This window comes from Priestia sp. YIM B13551, from assembly GCF_042787905.1.
Taxonomy (GTDB): domain Bacteria; phylum Bacillota; class Bacilli; order Bacillales; family Bacillaceae_H; genus Priestia.
Map to the genome: position 1 here is coordinate 371,478 of NZ_JBHZOX010000003.1, position 17,904 is coordinate 389,381.

The 17,904-nt window shown below is 38.3% G+C and carries 15 protein-coding genes and 1 pseudogene; 13 read left to right on the top strand and 3 right to left on the bottom strand.

What is annotated here, in order from left to right:
• Positions 1–42 precede the first annotated feature (42 nt).
• On the bottom strand, positions 43–693 hold the full coding sequence (gene trhA, locus ACFX4N_RS18890; protein WP_013055671.1) for a PAQR family membrane homeostasis protein TrhA: 651 nt from the start codon (positions 691–693) through the stop codon (positions 43–45).
• A gap of 382 nt (positions 694–1,075) precedes the next feature.
• On the opposite strand from trhA, the gene ACFX4N_RS18895 reads away from it, so the two are divergent.
• From ACFX4N_RS18895 to ACFX4N_RS18915, 5 genes and pseudogenes are all read left to right on the top strand, one after another.
• Positions 1,076–1,714 carry a DUF1643 domain-containing protein gene (locus ACFX4N_RS18895; RefSeq protein WP_016763237.1) on the top strand — a complete coding sequence of 213 codons (639 nt, stop codon included), beginning with the start codon at positions 1,076–1,078 and terminating at the stop codon, positions 1,712–1,714.
• Between the two features lie 101 nt (positions 1,715–1,815).
• Complete coding sequence (locus ACFX4N_RS18900; RefSeq protein ID WP_013055675.1) at positions 1,816–2,235, top strand: hypothetical protein; 420 nt, start codon at positions 1,816–1,818, stop codon at positions 2,233–2,235.
• Positions 2,236–2,705: 470 nt separating this feature from the next.
• Positions 2,706–3,359 (top strand): 5,6-dimethylbenzimidazole synthase, encoded by a 654-nt coding sequence (gene bluB / locus ACFX4N_RS18905; protein ID WP_057274406.1) that lies wholly within the window; start codon positions 2,706–2,708, stop codon positions 3,357–3,359.
• Between the two features lie 168 nt (positions 3,360–3,527).
• Positions 3,528–4,562, top strand: a complete 1,035-nt coding sequence (locus ACFX4N_RS18910) for an AI-2E family transporter (RefSeq protein ID WP_013055677.1) — start codon at positions 3,528–3,530, stop codon at positions 4,560–4,562.
• Positions 4,563–4,669: 107 nt separating this feature from the next.
• A pseudogene (locus tag ACFX4N_RS18915) lies at positions 4,670–4,884 on the top strand (hypothetical protein).
• Here the strand turns inward: ACFX4N_RS18915 and ACFX4N_RS18920 are convergent.
• Entirely contained in the window at positions 4,840–5,736 is an 897-nt protein-coding gene (locus ACFX4N_RS18920) for a LysR family transcriptional regulator (protein ID WP_053486889.1), read from the bottom strand. The pseudogene ACFX4N_RS18915 and the gene ACFX4N_RS18920 overlap by 45 nt on opposite strands.
• 161 nt (positions 5,737–5,897) lie before the next feature.
• Between ACFX4N_RS18920 and ACFX4N_RS18925 the strand changes: the two genes are divergently transcribed.
• The 8 genes from ACFX4N_RS18925 to ACFX4N_RS18960 all read left to right on the top strand — a co-directional run bounded on the left by ACFX4N_RS18925 (position 5,898) and on the right by ACFX4N_RS18960 (position 15,893).
• Entirely contained in the window at positions 5,898–6,878 is a 981-nt protein-coding gene (locus tag ACFX4N_RS18925; protein ID WP_057274407.1) for a zinc-binding dehydrogenase, read from the top strand.
• Positions 6,879–7,113: 235 nt separating this feature from the next.
• A complete protein-coding gene (locus ACFX4N_RS18930; protein ID WP_225519207.1) occupies positions 7,114–7,692 on the top strand; it encodes a DedA family protein in 579 nt (192 codons plus the stop codon).
• A 515-nt stretch (positions 7,693–8,207) separates the two neighbouring features.
• Positions 8,208–9,104 (top strand): shikimate dehydrogenase, encoded by an 897-nt coding sequence (locus ACFX4N_RS18935; RefSeq protein WP_013055682.1) that lies wholly within the window; start codon positions 8,208–8,210, stop codon positions 9,102–9,104.
• A gap of 641 nt (positions 9,105–9,745) precedes the next feature.
• Positions 9,746–11,050 carry an MFS transporter gene (locus ACFX4N_RS18940; RefSeq protein ID WP_013055683.1) on the top strand — a complete coding sequence of 435 codons (1,305 nt, stop codon included), beginning with the start codon at positions 9,746–9,748 and terminating at the stop codon, positions 11,048–11,050.
• Between the two features lie 111 nt (positions 11,051–11,161).
• Positions 11,162–12,370: a CaiB/BaiF CoA transferase family protein gene (locus tag ACFX4N_RS18945; RefSeq protein WP_057274408.1), complete on the top strand. Its 1,209-nt coding sequence runs from the start codon at positions 11,162–11,164 to the stop codon at positions 12,368–12,370.
• The gene (locus ACFX4N_RS18950) at positions 12,370–13,326 is read left to right on the top strand and encodes a hydroxymethylglutaryl-CoA lyase (RefSeq protein ID WP_057274409.1); all 957 of its coding nucleotides are present in this window, start codon (positions 12,370–12,372) and stop codon (positions 13,324–13,326) included. Before ACFX4N_RS18945 ends, ACFX4N_RS18950 begins: the two co-directional genes overlap by 1 nt.
• A gap of 151 nt (positions 13,327–13,477) precedes the next feature.
• Entirely contained in the window at positions 13,478–14,926 is a 1,449-nt protein-coding gene (locus ACFX4N_RS18955; protein ID WP_013055686.1) for an aldehyde dehydrogenase family protein, read from the top strand.
• 91 nt (positions 14,927–15,017) lie between these two features.
• On the top strand, positions 15,018–15,893 hold the full coding sequence (locus tag ACFX4N_RS18960; RefSeq protein ID WP_057274410.1) for a sugar phosphate isomerase/epimerase family protein: 876 nt from the start codon (positions 15,018–15,020) through the stop codon (positions 15,891–15,893).
• Positions 15,894–16,145: 252 nt separating this feature from the next.
• Here ACFX4N_RS18960 and atzF read toward each other — a convergent pair whose 3' ends face one another.
• A complete protein-coding gene (atzF, locus tag ACFX4N_RS18965; protein WP_029324911.1) occupies positions 16,146–17,897 on the bottom strand; it encodes an allophanate hydrolase in 1,752 nt (583 codons plus the stop codon).
• Between the last annotated feature and the right edge of the window lie 7 nt (positions 17,898–17,904).

The window sequence follows — 17,904 nt, forward strand, 5'->3', positions numbered from 1 at the left end:
GGAATTCTATAACCAATTAAAAAAGGGCCTTCGGGCCCTTTTTTAATTGGTTATAGGCAATACATATAAAATGATTGCTAAAAAGTGGAGTACGGTTCCGCCAAGAACAAACATATGCCAAATCATATGATGAAAACGAAATCCTCGCCATACGTAAAAAACGGCCCCGATTGTATACAACACGCCTCCAACTACGAGAAGGACAATTCCTTGATGGGCAATGTTTTGAGTTAACGAATCCCAAGCAAACACAATCATCCATCCCATAAATACGTAAAGAATGGTGGAAATAAAAAGGAATTTCTTTACAAAAAAAGCTTTGAATACAATTCCTGCAAGAGCGATGCCCCATACAATTCCAAACAGTGTCCAGCCGGTGGTTCCTTTTACTGCGATAAATAAAAATGGAGTGTACGTACCGGCAATAAACAAATAAATAGAAGAGTGGTCAAATATCTCAAAAAGATCTTTTACCTTACCTTCCGGAAAGCTATGGACAAGCGTAGAGGAGACATAGAGAAGCAGCATAGTTACTCCGTAAATAGTAAAACTGATAACATGCCAAGGCGTTCCTTCTAACGAAGAAAGTACGATTAAAAGCGTTAATCCAACAATGCTGAGTACGGCTCCAACGCCGTGTGTAATCGCATTTGCAATTTCTTCTCCTCTTGTAAATGTGTGTGTAGTAGCCATTTACAAAATCCTTTCTTTACACAAATTTATCTTCTATGTTCTCAGAGGATCAGTTTTGAACATACCTGCTGAGAAAAAATCCGTAACTGTCAAAAACATGAGTGAAAAGGTCATTGGTTATTTCTTTATTATAGACCATTCTTTTGATTTTATCTATTTTGACTGGAGGTCCGAAAAGAGGAAAGATGTATATGTGAATGTTCAATAGCTGTAAAAAGCATGTATAGAAGAAAAAATTGCTTTTTGAAAAAATGGAAGAAAAGTTGTCATGAAGGCATGATTTTGAAATACATATAAAATAAAACTTTTAACAGTCAAGGTTACGATTACTGCTTAGCTCATTTGCAATAGATAAGTAACAAGATTGTAAGAAGGCAGGGGGATGGAAGCAGTGAAAAAAGAAGTTATTTTTGATGAAACAGGCACATACAAATACTCTCTATTATGCAAATGGAGTGAAGTAAACGAACGTAAACTTACGTTTATCTTGTCATTTCCAGAAAATACGTATGAATACAGCGATGATACAGCTGTATCCAAATGCATAGAACTAGCGCAAAAGTGGGGATTTGGAGTCTTAGAAATCGTTTATTTATTCAGCTATCAAACCGACCATGTTTCGTTTTTACGCATGCTTTCAAAAGAAGAAGCTGTTGGAACAAGAACAGGTGAATATATTCAAAAAGCAGTGGAAGATGCTGAACTGGTTGTGGTAGCTTGGGGTGATCATGGAAGCATTTATAACCGGCAAGAGGAAGTAGAACGCTTTTTGAAACACAAGCCGGTATACTGTTTTGGAAAAACAAAGCAGCAATTTCCTCGCCATATTTTATCCGTCGTGCACCGTACAGAATTACAAAAATACGAAATGCCAGCTAATCGTGAAGAGTCAGAAGAAGTTTCTTCATTTATTGAAGACATAGATCAAAGTTTTGGTGGAGAGGATTATTCTCCAATTAAACAACTAACAGAAGAAGAACCGCTTATGTTTATCGAAGATATTGCCAGTATGTATCGGTGAAAAGAAGAAGCGAGGTTTATATTCCTCGCTTTTTCGTTAGTATAAAACATCAAGTTTTGTCATATGGTTGTATCAAGAAGCGTGTGTGAAGGGGGAACTTTATGAAGTTGAATGAAGTGTTGCACCGCATCACAACTATTTATAATGAGTTAGAAGAAGAGTGCTTTCAATATATAGGGGCTGTGATCAACGAAAATGCAGAGCTGGATATTTCTCGTCTAGAAGAATTAAGTACGCTGTTAAACTTCGTATATGAATGCTCGCAGGATGTATTAGTAAGTTCTATTTTAACAAAATTGGATTATGGACAACCCATTTATCAATTTGCTATGTTAAAGCCTATTTCCCTTGAAGGAAATGAAGATAAGTTAGATATTTTATATGAAGAAAAGGTAAAAGTAGAAAGAGCTATTCTAGATGTGTATACAGCTCAGCGAAAGAAGTTATTGACTCAAGCAGCTGAAGACTTAAAAGAACTGCACTACGAGCTGCAGACCTATGTGTATGCTTGCAACATATAAGTGAATCTGTTGAACTGGCAAGGCATATATACAAATAAAAGGGAACATGTTAGGATAAGTAAAAAGAACTCCTAATCAAAGAGTTCTTTTTATTGTAAAATATATGATTTTGAACTAGTAAAGCAAAGCATAAAGACGGTGGTAATGGCAGTTACCCTTTTCTTTGTGCTTTTTTTATCCGATTGTGTTGATGATACTGCTTACTGCGTTAAAAAAGTTCATAAGTACCTCGTTTAGCAATGTAATATGCCTCCTCTCTTACTAAATATGTACAATCAAATTATCCAATAGTGTTAATGATGCTGCTTACCGCGTTAAATAAGTTCATTAAAACGTCGTTGAACATGTTTGCAACCTCCTTTATGATAGATTCATATAGTAATACGAGAAAACATAAAGTTTGGATCACATTTTTTTAATGTTTTTTTAGAAAAATAGTTAAAAAGAGAGTTTAATGGAGGTTGAAGAAGATGAACTCGTTTACAAACGACGAAAAGCAAGCGGTATACAAAGCGATTTACGGAAGAAGAGATGTACGAACATTTTTGTCTGATGAGATTCCGAATGAAACGGTTTATAACATTCTACAGGCTGCTCACAGCGGACCTTCCGTCGGGTTTATGCAGCCTTGGAATTTTATATTAGTATCTGATATAGAAGTGAAAAATAAACTTGCCTGGGCAGCAGATAAAGAGAGAAGAGCACTGGCTATTCATTATGAAGGTGAAAAGAAAGAAGATTTTTTAGAGCTAAAGATTCAAGGATTAAAAGAAGCGCCGTTAACTATTTGCGTAACGTGTGATCCAACAAGAGGGGGCTCTCATGTTCTCGGAAGAAACTCAATTCCAGAAACCGATATGATGTCAACTGCGTGTGCGATTCAAAATATGTGGCTTGCTTCATATGCAGAAGGACTGGCAATGGGGTGGGTAAGTTTTTATAAGAAAAATGATGTACGTGACATTTTACATATTCCTCCTCATATTGATCCTGTAGCGCTCATGTCAATTGGCTATACAGATAAATATCCTGAGAAACCAATCTTAGAACAAGCAAACTGGGAAAAAAGAAGGGATTTAGACAAGCTAATTTATCATAATGTATGGGAAAATGAAAAAGAATAGCGGAGAGAAAATAAAGACATACTAAAAAGCGCCGAAATATAGTAAAATTTGAATATTAAATGATACACTATATATAGCGAAAGCGGATATGAGCGTCTAGCGTATCCGTTTTATTTATATGTATACAAATGACTTGGGAAAAAGAGAGATAGGAGAATTGAAGGTTTCATGAATATTGCAAGAAGTTGGCTTCACAACAAACTTACTGTTCGCATCATTACGCTTATTATCATTACAGTTTTACTTGTCAGCATTAGAAGTATGCTTCAGCTGCTGTTATTTACGTTTATTTTTACCTTTTTAATTGGTCGTCTTCAACAAACGTTAAGAAGAAAGCTTCCGCTTAATTCAACGCTTATACTCATCGTCATCTATATCGCACTGATTGGGGCCCTCGGTATTGTAGGGTATGTATATATCCCGGTTATTATGACGCAAGTTACCGAGCTTGTACAGAAGCTGATGTATTTTTACAAGCATCCCCCTGATAATACATTCGTCACCTATATTATCGATAATCTAAAGAGATTCAAATCACCAGAAAATATTCAGCAGAATATTGATTTAGTATACAGCTATTTATCTAATATTGGAAAAGTAAGTGCACAAGTTTTCTTAGCACTCCTGTTAAGCCTATTCTTTTTACTTGAAAAGTCGCGGATTCACCGATTATTTGTCCAACTGGAACAATCTAGGCTGGGCTGGTTTTTCAAAGAAGCTGGCTACTTGGGGAGAAAATTTGTTAATTCCTTCGGCAAGGTAATAGAAGTTCAGTTTATTATCGCTTTTGTGAACAGCATTTTATCCGTTATTGCGCTGTGGGTGTTAGGGTTTCCTAATTTGCTTGCACTTGGCGTTATGGTCTTTCTACTAGGGCTAGTGCCGGTTCTTGGGGTATTTGTTTCACTCATTCCACTTTGTACAATCGCTTACAGTTTAGGAGGCGGTGTAAAAGTACTATCTGTGTTAATTATGGTGGTAGTACTTCACGCACTTGAAAGCTATGTATTAAATCCAAAGCTCATGTCATCTAAAACAAACTTGCCAACGTTCATTACGTTTATCATTTTAGTGTTTGGTGAACACTTCTTGGGCGTATGGGGGCTAATTCTTGGCATTCCTATTTTTATTTTCTTTTTAGATTTAGTAGGAGTAGATTCAGCACAGCAACTGTCAAAAAAAGAAGAGGCTGGAACAAAATGATTTTAGACGAGGTGAAAAACGAACCATTAATCAAGATGTTTGATTAGTGGTTCGTTTTTTTTGTTATGGTGAACGTAGGTTTCATCTGTCTTCGTTCCTTCTAGCAGTTGACTGGAGGGCAAGGCGAAGACTCCTGCGGGAAAAGTGGAACAGGTGAGACCCCGCAGGAGCATAAGCGACGAGGAGCTCAGCGCTCGCCCTCGGAAAGCGAATTCTTGCATGGAAATCAACTGCGGTGTCACAAGCGGTTCGGTTCATATATCCTATTTGTTCGTCTTTAGAATGGATTCATGTCGTTATGTCTCAACCTCTTCTTTTTTAGCGAGCGTATCGTTTTTTGAATAGTAGGATGATCGCGATGCTTAAGTTTATAAGCAAGAAAGATCTGATTTTTTACTGCTAAATGTTCAAGTTCGATTTTCACTTTTTTTTCTCGAATCGCTTCTTGAATTAAATAGCGGGGAAGCAGGCTGATTCCCATGTGATGCTGAATGGCTTTTAACACCGTTTGAAGATTTGGAATTACATGATGAGGCTGAATTTCAGGTCGTTTTTTAAAATGTTGCCGCCAAAATCTCCTGATAATAGGAAGTTCAAGACCATAGCTAATCCACCGCTGATTATATAAAAAATCTTCTACGTCTTTACTAGCTGTCATTTCAAAAGAAGGAGGGACGGTTAAGACAAACTCTTCTTCTTCAATGACCGTATATTCGACTCCTGGTATTTGCAATCTTTGGGTTGTAATAGCAATATCAATTTCGTCGTTTTGTATCTTTTCAAGTAAAACAGAAGCAATACCAAACTGGCTGTAGCAGCGGATACCTGCATCTTTTATTCTTTCTAAAGCTTGTTCGGTAAAATACTCTACGGGAGAACCAATTTTTACGACCGGCAGCGCGTCGGGAGATGAAGCGGTCATTTTTAATTCAATTGAAGCAGCTTCTAGACTTTCAATTAACGGGACAATACGCGTGTACAGTTCTTTACCTTTTTCTGTTGGAATCATCTTTCTCGGTGCACGGATAAATAAACCTTCGCCTATTTCAGCTTCTAAAGCAGCTAAGTGCTGACTCATGGCCGGCTGAGTTAAGATCCTCGCTCTGGCTGCTTCAGAAACGGATCTATATTTGTAAATGCTTATAAAGCTACGATACCATTCAAAATCAATCATTTATGCTATCCTTTCTTATAATTTTATTTATGGATATCTATTTATTTTCTAATTTGTATTATAGACAAGCTCTCTTTAAAATAAAAATAGTAAGCAAATCATTTTTAGATAAAATAATAAAAGCAACGCTAGGAAAATGATTTAAAAAGGAGAGTTAGACTGTGAAAGCATTATTATTGCAAGATAAAAATAAATGGACAGAAATGAAAGTAGAAGAAATAGAAAAACCTCTTCCAAATAAAGGGGAAGTAGTAGTTGAAGTTCACGCAGTGGGACTTAATCCCGTAGATTATAAAACGGCTACTAACGGAAACCCTCATTGGACATATCCTCACATTCTGGGTTTAGACGTAGCTGGGACAATTGATGCAGTTGGAGAAGGAGTAGTTGACTGGAAAAAAGGAGACCGCGTTGTCTATCACGGGGACTTTATGAAAAAAGGCGGATATGCTGAATATGCGGTTACAACTGTTCATTCAATTTCGCGCATTCCTGATGCTGTTACATTTGAAGAAGCTGCTGCTTTGCCTACTGCAGGTTACACGGCGTATGAAGCACTATTTCGTAAACTTCCAATGAACCATATTCAAACCATCTTAATTCACGGAGGAGCTGGAGGTGTAGGGGGCTTTGGCGTGCAGCTTGCTAAAAACGCTGGAAAAACCGTTTTCTCAACAGCTTCAGCACATAATCATGAGTATGTGAAGTCGTTAGGAGCTGATTATGTAATTGATTATCGCGAGGAAAATGTCGTGGAAAAAGTATTGGAGCTGACAAATGGCCGCGGCGTAGATGCTGTGCTTGACACGGTGAGCGCAAAGAACGCAACGGATTCTTTAGATATGATTGCCTATAGAGGACATTTAGCACATATTGCTGGTGCACCTGATTATACAAAAGTAAAGCCTTTTACAAAGGTGACTTCTTATCATGAAGTAGCTTTAAATGCTGCACACCACATTGATGACATGATTGCGCAAGCGGATTTAGCAAAAATGGGCGATGAGCTTTTAGCATTAGTAGCAGAGAAGAAAGTAGCTCCGATGATTGAGCGCATCATCTCGTTAAAAGAAGTGCCAAGTGCATTAGAAGAGCTTTCAAAACGCCATGTGAAAGGGAAAATTATTACTAAAGTTAAATAATAGCAGGACAGAAAAGACTCTTTTATTACAACTAATAAAAGAGTTTTTTTCTGCTATTTTCTTTTTTTGCGTTACTTCACTTATGAACTGCATATGATAGAAGATAATCAAATATAGCAAACGGGTGCGTATGAGCTTTTTTTACTAGTAAAATTGCTTTGAAATCGTGAAATTTTGAATAGTTTGAGTTATGATGAAAGAACGTGAAATTTGTATGATTGAAAGGAGAAAAAAGGTGCAGGGGTTTATTGATTTTGTACAAAATTTAGGCATAGTGGGCATCTTTATTGCTACAGCAATCGAAGCTGCGGCAATTCCTTTTCCGTGTACGTTATCGATTTTGCTCATTGGCTCGGTGCTGCAGCTCTCAATATGGAAAATCCTTATTGTTTCAGCTGTCAATACCGTTATTTATATCGCATTCAACTATATTCCGTTCGTTATGGGATACAGGTTTGAATCTATTACCAAGCGCTGGTTTGGTGAAAAAAATATAAAGCGTGCCCAAAAATGGTTTCATAAATATGGAAAATGGAGTATTACGATTTCTCGTCCCATCAGTATCGCAAACTATATAACCTATTTGGCAGGCCTTAGTAAAATCAAATCTAAGGACTTTGTTTTATACAGCACCTTAGGCATTTTTCCGTGGTTTGTTTTTTTGCTCTATGTAGGAGGACTTGGAGATATTGAAAAAATCCAAAAATATTTGCATGATGTAGATCGTTTAATAATTGTTATTCTTATAATCGGAGTGACAGTTGGTGCAGGCTGGTGGATGAAAAAGAGAAGAGAAAGCCACGCTCAAGAATAAAGCTATAATTATGGTTATAGCTTTATTTTAATATAAAGAAATTCTTTAAATAAAAAGATTTTTCTGAAAAGTAACAAAAAAACATTTTTCCTTTTAAAAAAATGTGATACTATGATACATAAGGTCGCTAAGAGTTGTCTTGGTTCACCGGGTGTTTAATGCAGTCATTTAATAAAAGAATCTAGGTATAGGTGAAAGCTTTGTTTCGAGTAATGTTGAGAAATGCTGCCTTGTGAAGGGAGGTAAGACGTACAGTACGTGTCAAACGTATGTTATTAAAACCGTAAACTTGTAAGCGGTTTCTTGTTTTTTACATGTGAGTAGAGCAGTTTTGGTTTTGAATGCGGCTTGTCAAAGGTTGGTGAATAGTGAGTATAGGTTAAAATTAGATCGATCTAATTACCTGTAGTATATGAATGTGAAATGTGTTTGATCGTAAATGAAAATAAGCTTAAAAAGTACAGGCTAGGTACCACAAGTATTTCTGAAATTTTAATAAAACAGGAGGTAAAATCATGAAAAGCGTAGGGCGTATTAATGGCAAAACTCAGCTCATCGGCCTTTTAGCAACTCCAATTGGACATTCATTATCACCATCTATGCATAATATGGCCTTTAAGAAACTGGGATTAAATTATGCTTATTTAGCTTTTGAGGTAGGAAATGACTCGTTAGAAGATGCGATTAAAGGGCTGAGAGCGTTAAATGTTAAAGGTTTTAATGTATCCATGCCCAATAAGACAAAAATTCTCCCGTTTCTTGATGAATTAGCAGACAGCGCCAAATTTTCAGGAGCTGTCAATACCGTCGTAAACGATAATGGCGTACTAGTTGGGCATAGCACAGACGGCATGGGCTACATTCGAAATTTAAAAGAGCACGGCGTAGATATCACAGGGAAAAAAATGACGTTGATCGGTTCGGGTGGAGCAGCGACGCCTATTGCTATTCAAGCGGCTTTAGAAGGACTTGAAGAATTAACAATTTTTGCTCGTCACGATGAATTTTATTCAAAAGCTGTAGAAAACGTAAAAATTATTAATGAAGAGATGAAACATGTTTCATGTAAAGCGAAGCTGTATTCTCTTGAGGATACAGACATGTTAAGAGAAGAAATTAGAACGAGCGATATTTTGACAAATGGAACAGGAGTGGGAATGAAACCGTTAGAAGAATTCAGCATTATTGAAGATATATCAATGCTGCGTCCTGATTTAATTGTAACCGATGTCGTGTATATGCCTATGAGATCAAAACTGTTAGAACAAGCTGAATCAATTGGATGTCACACCATTAATGGAATAGGAATGATGATCTGGCAAGGGGCCATGGCGTTTGAATTGTGGACAGGAAAAGAGATGCCTGTGGAGTATATTAAGGAACAAATGTTTGAACCGAGCTTACAGTATTAAAAACGCGTATTTTTTAACTTTGCTAGAAAGTTGTATGAATGAAGTGGCTATATCTTCTTTTTCTCTAGCAAAATAAAAAAATGATTCTAAGTCCAGATGATTAATATATAAAAGGTTTTGTTATATTAAAAAAGTGTATATTTTAATTTTCTAAAAATTAAAAATATATATTGCGCAGAGAAATGTAATTCAGTATACTAAAACTCAAGTTTGAATTGATTTTATATTAGGCTGTGTCAAACGACGACGCTTAGTAAAAAAGGCAGGTGTTACAATGAGAAATTAAAAAAGCAGACGTTGATCATCATGTTCGGATATTTGAGTAGATCATAAAATATACAGCACCGTTCCGCAATATGTGAAGAGATTCCCGCTGGAATTAGATCGTTCTAATAAAAATTTATTAGATCGTTCTAATTAGAACTTTCTATTAATCTTTTTAATTCCACTAATAAAATGTTTTTACGAAAGGATAAAAGAACAAGTAAATAGCTAGAGGATTAGGTTTTCAGCATTGCCATCTTTCAACTTTAGTTCAGACAGACTTTATGTAAGCAAGCAATTATAAATGGGATCTGAGCAAAGAAATATTTTGTAAAAATGAAAGCGCATACTTAAAATCTTATGAGTGAGGGAAGATAATGAAAAAACATCGTTGGTCGATTGTATTCTTGATTGCGGTTGGTGTAGTTGTAAACTATTTTGATCGAATTAATATGTCCATTGCTATGCCATTGTTACAAAAAGAATTTAACTTGACAGCAGGTCAGATGGGGATTTTCCTATCAGCATTTGCATGGTCTTACGCTTTACTTCAACTTCCTATAGGGCCTTTGCTAGATAAAATAGGCGTAAAATGGGTAACGCGTGTAGCGACCGTAATATGGACAGTAGCTTGTCTTTTAACTGCAGTAGCAAATGGATGGGGGTTAATTATTTTATCTCGGGTGCTGTTAGGAGTTGGAGAAGCACCATTCTTTCCATCTGCTGCCAAAGCAGTTAGCCATTGGGTTCCGCGTCAGGAACGCGGAAAAGCTATCGCAGCTTATGATTCTCAATCCAAACTTTCCAACGCCATCGGGGCGCCTATATTAGCACTAATTGTAACAGAGTGGGGCTGGCGAGGCGGTTTCTTAGCAACTGCTATTCTTAGTTTCATATATGCTATCGTTTATTGGATCTGGTATCGTGAACCTCATGAAGATGAGCGTTTGACGAAAGAAGAATATGACTACATTGTTCAAGGCGGTTCTCAAAGTTCAGAAGAAGCGAAAGGCAGTGCAATGGAGAACATTCGATATTTGCTAACTAAAAGAAAAGTCTGGGCAGTATTCATTGGGTTTGCGGCATACGGCTATTCATGGTTTTTGTTCTTGACTTGGCTTCCTGGATATTTAGCAACAGAAATGAACATGTCTATTTTAAAATCAGGCTGGTACTCGGCTATACCTTGGATTGTAGGTACCATTACTGAAATAGTAATCGGGGGCTGGCTTGTTGATCGTCTTATTAACAAAGGGTATAACCGGACGCGTGTCAGCAAGTTTTTTCTAGTAATAGGTATGGTATTTGGTTTGTCAATTATTGGGGCAGCGTTTACTCACAGTGCGAACGTAGCTGTATTTTGGATTTCAACAGCACTTGGAGGTCTTGTTGTCACATCTGCTGTTGCCTACAGTATTCCTACATTTATTGCACCCAAAGGAACGGTAGGAACATTAACGGGACTTTTAACATTTGGGAATAACTCGATGGCTATTGTTGCACCTATTACGACTGGGTTTATTGTTCAGGCCACGGGTTCATTTATGTATGCTTTCCTTTTAGCAGCTGCTTTTTTAGTGATTGGAATTTTAAGCTATACGTTTCTGCTAACAGATTTAGACCCGATTGAAAGCAAAGAGTCTATCCTATTAGAAGAAAAAGAGTTAACTTTAGAAAAATAAATAATCTTAATATTTTGACTACTATCATTGGTTTTTAACATACAAAAGGAAATCTACAAATTAATTATCTTAATTAACTATGCAAACAGTTATTACCGGAGGGGATTCAACGTGTTGACCAAAAATTATGGACCTTTAACAGGAGTTCAAATACTAGATATTTCTACTATGATTGCTGCTCCCTTTGGAGCTACTTTACTAGCGGACTTGGGGGCGGAAGTAACCAAAATTGAACTTCCAGGAAAAGGAGATACGCTTCGGACTGTAGGGCCTTGGAAAGGGACTGAACCCTTAAGGTGGCCGGGACTTGCTCGCAATAAAAAGTCTGTTACGCTGGACATTCGGTCAGAAGAAGGAGCAGAAATTTTCAAAAATCTAATTAGTGGAGTAGACATTTTAATTGAAAATTTTCGCCCTGGTACACTGGAAAAATGGAACTTAGGATATGAAGAGCTTAAAAAAGTTAACCCTAAGCTAGTAATGGTGCGCGTATCAGGTTATGGACAAACAGGTCCTTATCGAGAAAAAGCTGGATTCGGTACACCGGGGACAGCATTTAGCGGACATACTTATTTACAAGGATATTCAGATCGTCCGCCCGTCAGTCCTTCTTACTCTTTACTAGATTATGTAACGGGCATATACACTGCGTTCGCTTGTGTAAGCGCTATCTATCATAGAGATGTACACGAACAGCCGGAAGGTCAAGTAGTAGAAATGGGATTATATGAATCTATTTTTCGAATGATGGAGTTTTTAATCGCTGAATATGATCAAAACGGAAAAGTAAGAGAAAGAAGCCCTGGACTTGCAGGTCACTCAAGCCCTGCAGGCACATATGAAACAAAAGACGGAAAGTTTGTTGTTTTAGTATGCAGTACAGACTCTACCTTTGATCGTCTTGCAGAGGCAATGGAAAGAAAAGATATGTTAAAGGATCCGCGATACTATACAAACGTAGAGCGTCTAAAACATGATCATGAAGTTCAGGAAATTGTGTCAAATTGGATTAAGTCCTTCACTCAAGACGAGCTGCAGGCAAAGTTAGATTCATTTGGTGTGCCAGTTAGTCCTATCTACAGCATTGAAGATATATTTAACGATCCTCAGTATAGAGAACGAGAAAACATTGTAGAAGTAGAGCACCCCCGCCTAGGAAAAATTAAGGTTCCGGGAGTAGTACCAAAGTTTTCACATACACCGGGAGCAATTCGTCATCGTGCCCCTGAATTGGGAGAACATAATGAAGAAATTCTAGGCGGAAAACTGGGGTTATCAAGTGAAGACTTAGCGGTGTTAAAAGAAAAGGGGGTTATTTAATGAATACTATTCAAAAAATAGAATTACCGGAAAAAGTCATAATCTGTGAAGTAGCCCCAAGGGATGGGTTTCAAGCTGAACATGAGTGGATTCCTACAGAAGAAAAAATATCTATTATCCGTCAGCTAGCCAAGACAGGCATTCAATCAATGGAAATTACATCTTTTGTACATCCGAGAGCGATTCCTCAGTTAAAGGATGCCGAGCAGGTCGTAGAAAGTGTTCAAGATTTAACAAATATCAAATTTCGCGCGTTAGTGCCGAATGTAAAAGGTGCACAGAGAGCCATTGATGCCGGAGTGAAAAAGTTAAAGCTTATGCTTTCAGCTACAGATTCTCACAGCTTATCTAACGCAAATTGTTCTGTAGAAGAGGCTCAAAAAGGTTTTTATCCTATTATCGAATTAGCGGAAAAGCATAACGTTAAAGTGGGAGGTTCAATTTCGGTAGCGTTTGGATGTCCTTATGAAGGAAAAGTTGCTATAGAACGCATTTCTTCTATTGTAGAACGATACAAAATGATGGGTGTCGAAGAAATTTCTTTAGCGGATACAACGGGGATGGCAAATCCTCAGCAAGTGTATCGTGTGCTAGGGTTTCTTAAACAAAATTATCCCGGCATCATTTTCTCCATGCATTTGCACAATACGAGAGGAATGGCATTTTCTAATGTAGTGGCTGCTTTGCAGCAGGGTGTTATTCATTTTGATAGTTCTATTATCGGTTTAGGAGGGTGTCCCTACGCTCCAGGCGCCACTGGAAATATAGCTACAGAAGACCTGGTTCATGGATTAAGTGAAATGGGAATTCATACGGGCATTGATCTTAACAAGCTTATTGAAGCAGCAAAAGAGGTGAAGCAAGTAATTGGTCATGACGGTGGAAGCTATATGCTGCAAGCAGGTCCTTGTTCACAACTTCATGCCAAGCCAAAGGTTCAAGAGAAATTAGTATAACTAAGCCGTGAACATGATAGCCTGTTAGGAGGTGATGAGAGCGTTTAAATCAAAATAAATTAGATCGATCTATTTTCATCTCATGTAAAAACGTTCAGGTCTTGTTTTATATAAAAGTTTGTTTAATAAAAATGAAAAGTTGGTGCTAAATATGATAGAAACTATTGAAAAGAAATCACAGCCTTATATTAACGGTGGATGGATTATTGAAAATCGAGAAGTTGCTTTAATAAAAAACCCCTATTCTGGAGAAGTCATAGGTGAGCAGCTATTAGCAAATGAAGAAGATGTTGAAAAAGCATTGGCATCAGCCTATGAAGCAAAAAAACATGTCGCCGCCCTTTCTTCTTACCAGCGTTCTAAAATTTTAAAGAAAGCGGCTCTATTACTAGAACAAGAGAAAGAAAAATTTGCTCGACTTATTTCTTTAGAATTAGGAAAGCCTTTGAAAAACACGCTGGACGAAGTGGCCCGTTCAATCGAAACATTGGAACTGTCAGGGGAAGAGGCAAAAAGATTGATTGGTGAAACATTGCCTGGCGACGTTTCAGAACGAGGTGCACAAGCTATTGCATCTACTTTCCGAGTGCCCGTTGGTGTTGTAGCGGCTATCACACCGTTTAACGCCCCTTTAAATCTTGTATGCCATAAAATTGGGCCGGCTTTTGCTGCTGGGAATAGCGTGATTTTAAAGCCATCTTCCCAAACAACTTTAATCGCAACAGAACTCTTAAAGCTGCTGCTGCGGGCGGGATTCCCTAAAAATGCTGTAAATATGGTGCTTGGTCGAAGACAGGTTGCACAGCAAATTGTAAAAGATGATCGTGTGAATATTATTTCATTTACAGGTGGAACAGTAGCTAGCAAAAACATCTGTGAGCTAGCTGGAATGAAAAAAGTATTGCTCGAACTAGGAGGAAATGCTGCAACGATCGTCCATAACGACGCAGATTTAAACCGTGCTGCAGCTATGTGTGCTAAAACCGGATTTAGCAATTCAGGGCAGAGCTGTATCTCTGTTCAGAGAATTTATGTACATCAATCTGTGGTCTCTGAGTTTACCAATCTTTTAAAAGACGAGGTGCTAACACTTAAAATCGGAGATCCCTTATTGCCTGATACGGATGTAGGGTGTGTAGTAGATGTCCATGCAGCTGCACGAGTGACGAGCTGGATTGATGAGGCCGTACAGTCAGGGGCACAAGTGATATGCGGAGGAAAGCGCCGCGGAGCTACGGTGGAACCTACCGTTCTACTAAATCCTTCTAAAGAAAGTAAAGTTATTTGTGAAGAAGTATTTGGTCCTATTATTAGTATTGTCCCGTACGCTACGATTGAAGAAGCTATTGAAGAGACAAATGATTCTGCTTTTGGTCTTCAAGCAGGGATTTTTACGAACAAAATGGATTTGGCTTATAAAGTGGCTCATTCTCTTGAAATGGGCGGTGTAGTTATTAATGGAACATCTAACTTTAGATTAGATCATTGGCCATATGGCGGAGTGAAAAACAGCGGTATTGGCAGAGAAGGTCCACGTTACGCTGTTGAAGAAATGACTGAAACGAAGATGATTGTATTAAGACTGCCTACAGAGAATTAAAATCAAATCAATATGCAGGACGTTTATAAGTATATATCGTCATTTTAATTAGATCGATCTAATTCGTTTCAATAAAGGAGGAATTTATAAAATGCCTAATCAGTTTTCCCTTGCGTATCTTACTGTTCTTGGATGTTCGCCACCTGAAATGACGTATATGGCTGCGAAGGCAGGATATGATTTTGTTAGTTTAAGGCCTATTTACATGGGGTTGCCTGGAGAGCCTAACTATGCGTTAGCTGAAAATAAGCAGCTGATGCGAGAAACAAAATCTGCTATGTCAGAAACAGGAGTGAAGCTTCTTGATATAGAGTTAGCACGTATCTATGAGGGAGTTGATCCAAAACGTTACTTACCTGCAATGGAAGCAGCTGCTGAACTTGGAGGACGCCACGTCCTTAGCAGCATTTGGACGGACGATCGCAATTTTGGTATCGAATGCTTTGCTGAACTCTGTGATCTAGCTAAGCCTTTTGGGTTAACCATTGAATTAGAATTTGTTCCTATTGCGAGCGTATACAACCTTAAAGGCGCAATGGATGTTCTTCATACGGCTAATCGTGAAAATGCAGGTCTTATGATTGATATCCACCATTTTCATCGATCAGGAGATAAGGTGGAAGATTTGGAAGACGTGCCTCGTGAGTGGTTTCGCTATCTTCATCTTTGCAATGCTTCTGCGGAAATTCCGAGTTCAAAGGAGGAGATGACTCGAGTTCTTAGAGAAGAACGATTGTATTTAAATGAAGAAGGCATTGATGTTGCAAGTATTATTAATCGTATCCCGCAGGTTCCTTATTCCATAGAGTTGCCAAATGTAAAACGTGCCAACGAACTAGGATATGAAGAGTTTGCGCGCCAATGTTTACAAACTGCTAAACAATACTTAGATAAGCATCCGCGCAAGAAGTATGTTTCTCATGACGCTGTGGGACAAGATCAGCTGCGTTTTCATTCTACAAGATAGGTGCTCTGGAGAGTATTGTGCAGCTTGCCTTTTAGGTCTATTTAATTGAAGTACCCCCATTTAGCAAGCTTAAAGTGGGGGTATTCTCTGTTAAAACGGTAAACGTAAGAATCAAGAATAAATATAAAAGTGTGAGATCATACCTTCACTTTGTCATAGTTAATGCTAAGTTCTTATTTTTATATACATTGAAGGTTTGATGAAAAAGAGCTGTTAAGAATGTACTCAACAGCTTAGTAAATAATCGATTTATTAGTAAGTTGAGAGAGCCCGCCAGCCTCTATAAGACGTAATATCCTCCGCATCTTCTGTCGCATGAGCTTCACAAAGAAAACCCGCTACTTTACTGCCGTCTTCAAGAGTGATTTTGCCTAGTCCAAGAGGAGAAGGGATAGAATCGGCAAAAGAGCCGAGCAGTGATAAAGGAATTTTCCAAAGTTCAACTTCAATTTTTTCTCCTTGTTGATGTGTTCGCAACAGCCCCGGTTTTGCTGGAGAAGTAGGCAGTTTAAAAAGCTGGTAATAAGGAGCGGTTTGGTCTTTTCGTACGAATGAAGCTCCGTGTTCACGCATTTGAGATTCAAGGGGGAACCCGCGCATATGCAAACCGCAAACAGCTACTAATGTTGTATCTTTTTTTGAATCAGCCGTTCGTTCACCATTTAAAAACAATTCGCTGAGTCCGCAAATGAATTGTTCGCCGTCAAATGTAGAGAAAAATGAAATGCCAAACGGTAAATCAAGATCTGCATCTTGAGATGGAAGAGATACAGCACACAAGTCGAGTAAGTTACAATGATTTGTAAAACGCCCCATGTCACTGTTTGTTTCAATTGGATTTTCTCTTACTTGTTCCCGCGTCCACGTTCCGCCTGCTGTTGGCATAACAAGAACAGCATTTTTAAGCTGATGATATGCTTTATGTTTAAAGGATTGAAGCTTATGTGAAGCTTGAAATAAAGCAGCAGCATTATATTCTGATTTAGCTCCTGAACGAAGGACTTGCTCGGTTACAGGAAATGCTGTTTCTTCATGAGAAGTAATAAATTCTCCTAAGTCAGCCCAGCGCTCCGCTACGTATGGGCCGTCATACAATAAAGCAGCTGCTTCACTTAAATACGAGCCGTCAATGTATTCAATGGGAATAGATAAATCTTCAATCTTTTTCACTGCTTGCTTCCACGCTTCCTCGTACTGCTCAGCAAACGGTCCGTAAAATGAGAGCGGTTCTTTTACCATACAAATTTTTTCAGGGAGAGCCGAAGAAGCCCGAACAACAGAGCGTGACCATGGATCTTGATCGTCTACTCCTCTAATAATAGAATCTACGAGCACTACATCATTCCATTCATGAGCAAAAGCAGTGACGCAGTCTAAGCTTTTACACGCCGGAACTACACCTGCAGATGGCCACGCTCCGAGAGAAGGTTTATAGCCAATTAAACGGTTTAAACCGGCTGGAACGCGTCCTGAACCTGCTGTATCGGTACCTAAAGAAAAAGCAGCATGCCCCCGAGCTACGGATACAGCTGACCCAGAGCTCGATCCACCGCTAATGAGCTCGGACTTTAACGCGTTGTGCGTTTCGCCGTAAGGGCTTCGTGTACCGACAAGTCCTGTAGCAAATTGGTCCAAGTTGGTCTTTCCAAGAGGAATAGCACCTGCATCAATAAGGCGTTGAACAACCGTAGCATGTTCAGAAGGGATATACGTATATTCTTTACATCCGGCTGTCGTCGGTACATGTGCTACATCGATATTGTCTTTAACGGCGAATGGAATTCCCCACAAAGGTAACGCTTCAGGGCTTAGCATAGCTAAGCGATCTAGATAAGGTTTTAACTCACCGAGTGTAGGAGGGGTAATCCAAATATTCATGTCTTTATCAGCTTCTACACGTGTAAGAATTTGATGTACTACATCTTCCGGAGTTAATTCTTTTTTGATATACATATCACGTAACCATTGAACCGAAAATGTTTTAGGCAAGCTCACTGTTTTCATTGTATCC